Source organism: Candidatus Binatia bacterium (assembly GCA_036382395.1).
In the GTDB taxonomy this organism is placed as follows: Bacteria; Desulfobacterota; Binatia; order HRBIN30; family HRBIN30; genus JAGDMS01.
Genome location: DASVHW010000376.1, coordinates 1 through 3,676 on the forward strand (window position 1 = coordinate 1; position 3,676 = coordinate 3,676).

The 3,676-nt window shown below is 61.1% G+C and carries 6 protein-coding genes; 2 read left to right on the top strand and 4 right to left on the bottom strand.

The window, feature by feature from the left end:
• Positions 1 to 389: 389 nt before the first annotated feature.
• Complete coding sequence (locus VF515_18065; GenBank protein HEX7409537.1) at positions 390 to 1,955, top strand: Fic family protein; 1,566 nt, start codon at positions 390 to 392, stop codon at positions 1,953 to 1,955.
• 75 nt (positions 1,956 to 2,030) lie between these two features.
• On the opposite strand, the gene VF515_18070 is transcribed toward VF515_18065, so the two are convergent.
• The 4 genes from VF515_18070 to VF515_18085 form a co-directional block, all read right to left on the bottom strand.
• Positions 2,031 to 2,666 (bottom strand): recombinase family protein, encoded by a 636-nt coding sequence (locus VF515_18070; protein ID HEX7409538.1) that lies wholly within the window; start codon positions 2,664 to 2,666, stop codon positions 2,031 to 2,033.
• Entirely contained in the window at positions 2,663 to 2,872 is a 210-nt protein-coding gene (locus tag VF515_18075; protein ID HEX7409539.1) for a hypothetical protein, read from the bottom strand. Before VF515_18075 ends, VF515_18070 begins: the two co-directional genes overlap by 4 nt.
• Entirely contained in the window at positions 2,869 to 3,057 is a 189-nt protein-coding gene (locus tag VF515_18080; GenBank protein HEX7409540.1) for a ribbon-helix-helix protein, CopG family, read from the bottom strand. Before VF515_18080 ends, VF515_18075 begins: the two co-directional genes overlap by 4 nt.
• An 82-nt stretch (positions 3,058 to 3,139) precedes the next feature.
• Positions 3,140 to 3,424, bottom strand: coding sequence for a helix-turn-helix transcriptional regulator (locus VF515_18085; GenBank protein ID HEX7409541.1), 285 nt, complete (start codon positions 3,422 to 3,424; stop codon positions 3,140 to 3,142).
• A gap of 12 nt (positions 3,425 to 3,436) precedes the next feature.
• Here VF515_18085 and VF515_18090 point away from each other — a divergent pair.
• On the top strand, positions 3,437 to 3,676 hold a 240-nt coding region (locus VF515_18090), incomplete at its 3' end, for a hypothetical protein (GenBank protein ID HEX7409542.1).

Consider the following 3,676-nt stretch of genomic DNA (forward strand, 5'->3'; position numbering starts at 1 on the left):
ACCGCGCCCGCGGCATGAGCCTGGGCCAGTTGGCCAAGGCCTACAAGATCTCCCGCACCACAGTTCGCCGCGTCCTCGCCCCTGCGCTTAAAGGGGTGCCGCAGGCGGAACCGCAAACCCAAGAAAACAGGCGGCCGCCAACGGCCGCCTGAGCTGTATTAAAAGGTGTGGGTTAAGGTACCCGGCCGGCTGCCCGTCAGCCCTTATCCGGGCCAGGTGGATTGTTTCGGAGTGGTCCGTCATCCGAGAAACTGTCGCGTTTTGCGGGGAAGGCTAGTTCGCGCTCGACACAAAACACTAATAATGATACAACGTAATAGACTAGTACTTAGACAACATCATACACTAGTCAATGCACAACACATTGAACTAGTTGAAGGATAGGCTCGATGGCGCAACCCTCGGAAAAATTGGCCCAGTCCCTGGAAATCCTCTATGCGTTGCAGAACGCCAACGGCGCAGCTGCCATACGGGCGAGAGACATGACGCGCACTCACCGGGAGCGTCTTCTCGCAAGCGGGTTTCTGCGGGAGGTGATAAAAGGATGGTACATTCCCAGCCGTCCGGACGAAGCCAGGGGAGAAAGCACGGCGTGGTACGCTTCGTTTTGGCGGTTCTCTGCTGTCTATCTGGAAACGCGATTCGGCCGGAACTGGTGTCTATCTCCGGAGCAGTCGCTGTCTCTGCACGGGGGGAACTGGACTGTCCCCCGGCAGCTCGTCGCCCGATCACCGAAGGGCCGGAACAACGTGACCCAACTCCCGCACGGGACTTCTTTGTTGGATCTGCACGCCGCATTGCCTCAACCGGCTGACCGAGAGGAAAAGGAAGGACTACGTATTTTTTCGCTCGAATCGGCCCTGATCGAGTGCTCTCCCCAATACTTTTCGAGCCATGCGACTGACGTGCGCGCGGCGCTGGCGATGGTCCGCGACGCTTCCGGCCTGCTTGCCAAGCTTCTGGAGGGGGGGCACAGCACGATCGCCGGCCGTCTGGCCGGCGCCTTCCGCAACAGCGGGCGCGACCGCATCGCGGATGAGATTACGAAGACGATGTCGGCCGCAGGGTATAACGTGCGTGAAGCCGATCCATTCACGGATGTCACGCCCATCCTTCTTCCGATGCGCGAAACATCTCCTTATGTGAGCCGCATAAGACTGCTATGGCAAAAGATGAGGGGACCCGTCATTGAGCGGTTCCCAAAGGCGCCGGGACTGCCGCGTAATGTCGGTGCGTATATGAAGCGCGTCGAGGAAGCGTATGTGACCGATGCCTATCATTCCCTGTCAATCGAAGGGTATCGCGTCACTACTGACATGATTCGGCGCGTCCGCAGCGGCACGTGGAATCCGGAAGAAAACGAACAGGACCGTGAGCAGCGAAATGCCATGGCGGCAAGCGGATACTGGCAGGCGTATCAGGCAGTGCAGAAAAGCATCAGCAGGGTCCTGAAGGACGAAAATCCGGGTCTAGTTGCAGAAGAAGATCACCGGACGTGGTATCGGGAGATGTTTGCTCCGAGCGTCACCGCCGGTCTGCTAAAGCCCGCCGACCTGGCCGGTTATCGCACGGGTCAAGTTTACATTCGTCAGTCCATGCATGTGCCTCTGAACCGCGACGCGGTGAGGGATACCATGCCTGTTTTTTTCAATCTGTTGCACGAAGAGAAAGATCCGGCAGTACGAGTTGTACTCGGGCATTTTGTATTCGTGTACATCCACCCCTATATGGACGGGAACGGGCGCGTGGGGCGGTTTTTGATGAATGTGATGATGGCGTCGGGCGGTTATCCTTGGACCGTTGTACCGGTCGAGGAACGCAAGACTTACATGGAGGCTCTCGAAAGAGCGAGTGTGGGCGAGGACATCGGGCCGTTCAGGGATTTCCTGGCGCGTCTGGTGAAAAAGCGACTTGCTGGAGCGCCTCTGCCTGCTGTGCCAGATACCTCGAAGTGATCAATCGGATATGGAAGAGGATAAGGGCTGACGGGCAGCCGGCCGGGTACCTTAACCCACACCTTAAGGCGCAGCTCAGGCGGCCGTTTCCGGCCGCCTGTTTTCTTGGGTTTGCGGTTCCGCCTGCGGCACCCCTTTAGGCGCAAGGGCGAGAACGCGGCGGACGGTGGTGCGGCTGATGTGGTAAGCCTGGGCCAGCTGGCCAAGGCTCATGCCCCGGGCGCGGTCACGGCGGATCGCCACGTGATCCAGATCGAGCGGGCGGCGGCCGATATGACGGCCTTCCAGGCGGGCGCGCCGCATGCCGGTTTTCACCCTTTCCACGATCAGCGACCTTTCCAACTCGGCGATCGCTGCCACGATGATCATGAGGGCCCTGCCCAACGCCCCCTGCGTGTCGATGTTTTCCCTATAAGAGACGTAGGCGATGCCGAGGTGGTCCAGTTCGGAGAGCACTTCGACGAAGTGCTTCACGCTGCGGGCGAGCCTATCGGAGGCCCACACCATCACGACTGCAAAGCGAGCGTGGCGAGCGTCCGACAGCATCCGATCCAGGGCCGGGCGGCGCGCTCGCGCGCCGCTGTAGCCGACATCGATGTACTCCTCGACGACCTCGAAGCCGCGCTGCGCCGCCAGCTGGCGGACGTCATACAGCTGGCTCTCGGCGTTTTGGTCGACAGTCGAGACGCGGCCATAGATGGCGGCCTTCATTGCAGCAGCTCCAAGCCGGCTTCCTCCAGGTGTTCCAGTTCGCAGATCCGCAGGTGCAGGCCCAGCACCTGCCCCCAGCGCGGCGCGTCCGACAGCACCTCCTCGATCCACAGGTCCTGGTAGCCGTCTGCCATGGCCTCGAAGCTGGCCCGCAGCTCTTCGATCGTCGGCGGCGCCGTCCGGCCCCGCACCGTCTTCTTCTTCATCGTCGGTCCTTCTTATGTAGGCTGGGTGGGCGATGCTGAAGATAAGCCTCGATCAGCTCGACGAGGATGTCGCTCATGTTCTTGTCCTCGTCCAGGGCCATCTGCTTCAGTTTCTTGTGCAGCTTCTTGTCCAGGTTGAAGGTCAGCCGGGTGTATCCCTCCGGCACCTGTGCGGAGATCGGCATGGCGTGCTCACCTCCTCGGTGACAGCGGTGAGCATAACTGGCCGATGCGATGCCAAGTAAGTGGGCACGGTGGCACCGTCCTTTAGGCTGCTGCCGACAGTACGTGCTCAGCCAGCAGCTCGGGGTGGAAGAGCAGTTGACGGACGGCCCAGGCCGCGAGTTCCTCTGGTTCCAGCCCGAGTACTTCGGCGAGCGACCAAGCCTGTGACGGCGACGGGATCCAGCGGCCTTCCTCGAGCCGGCGGATCTCACGGGCGGTGGTCCCGCACAGCTGGCCCAACTCGATGACCGAGAGGTTACGATGGCGGCGACGCTCAGCCAGGATGAGGCCGAGGGCGGCGGGCGAGGAGACGGAGTAGTAGCGCATATATACATATATATGCTAACATTCCGCCGTTGTCAAACCTCACCCGCCACCGTCGACCAGATCGACGACATCCCGCTGTCGGAAGTGCAGAGCTTCAAGGAGCCCGCCCTCCCCTGGTACTCCGACCAGGCCCTGCCCTTCGAGATCACCGTCGTCGCCGCCAACGAGTACGGCGCCGCCGCCTCGGCCAAGCTGTTCGGGGTCGAGATCCTCAACGAGGGCTGGGGCATGTCGATCGACGACTCGGTCAAC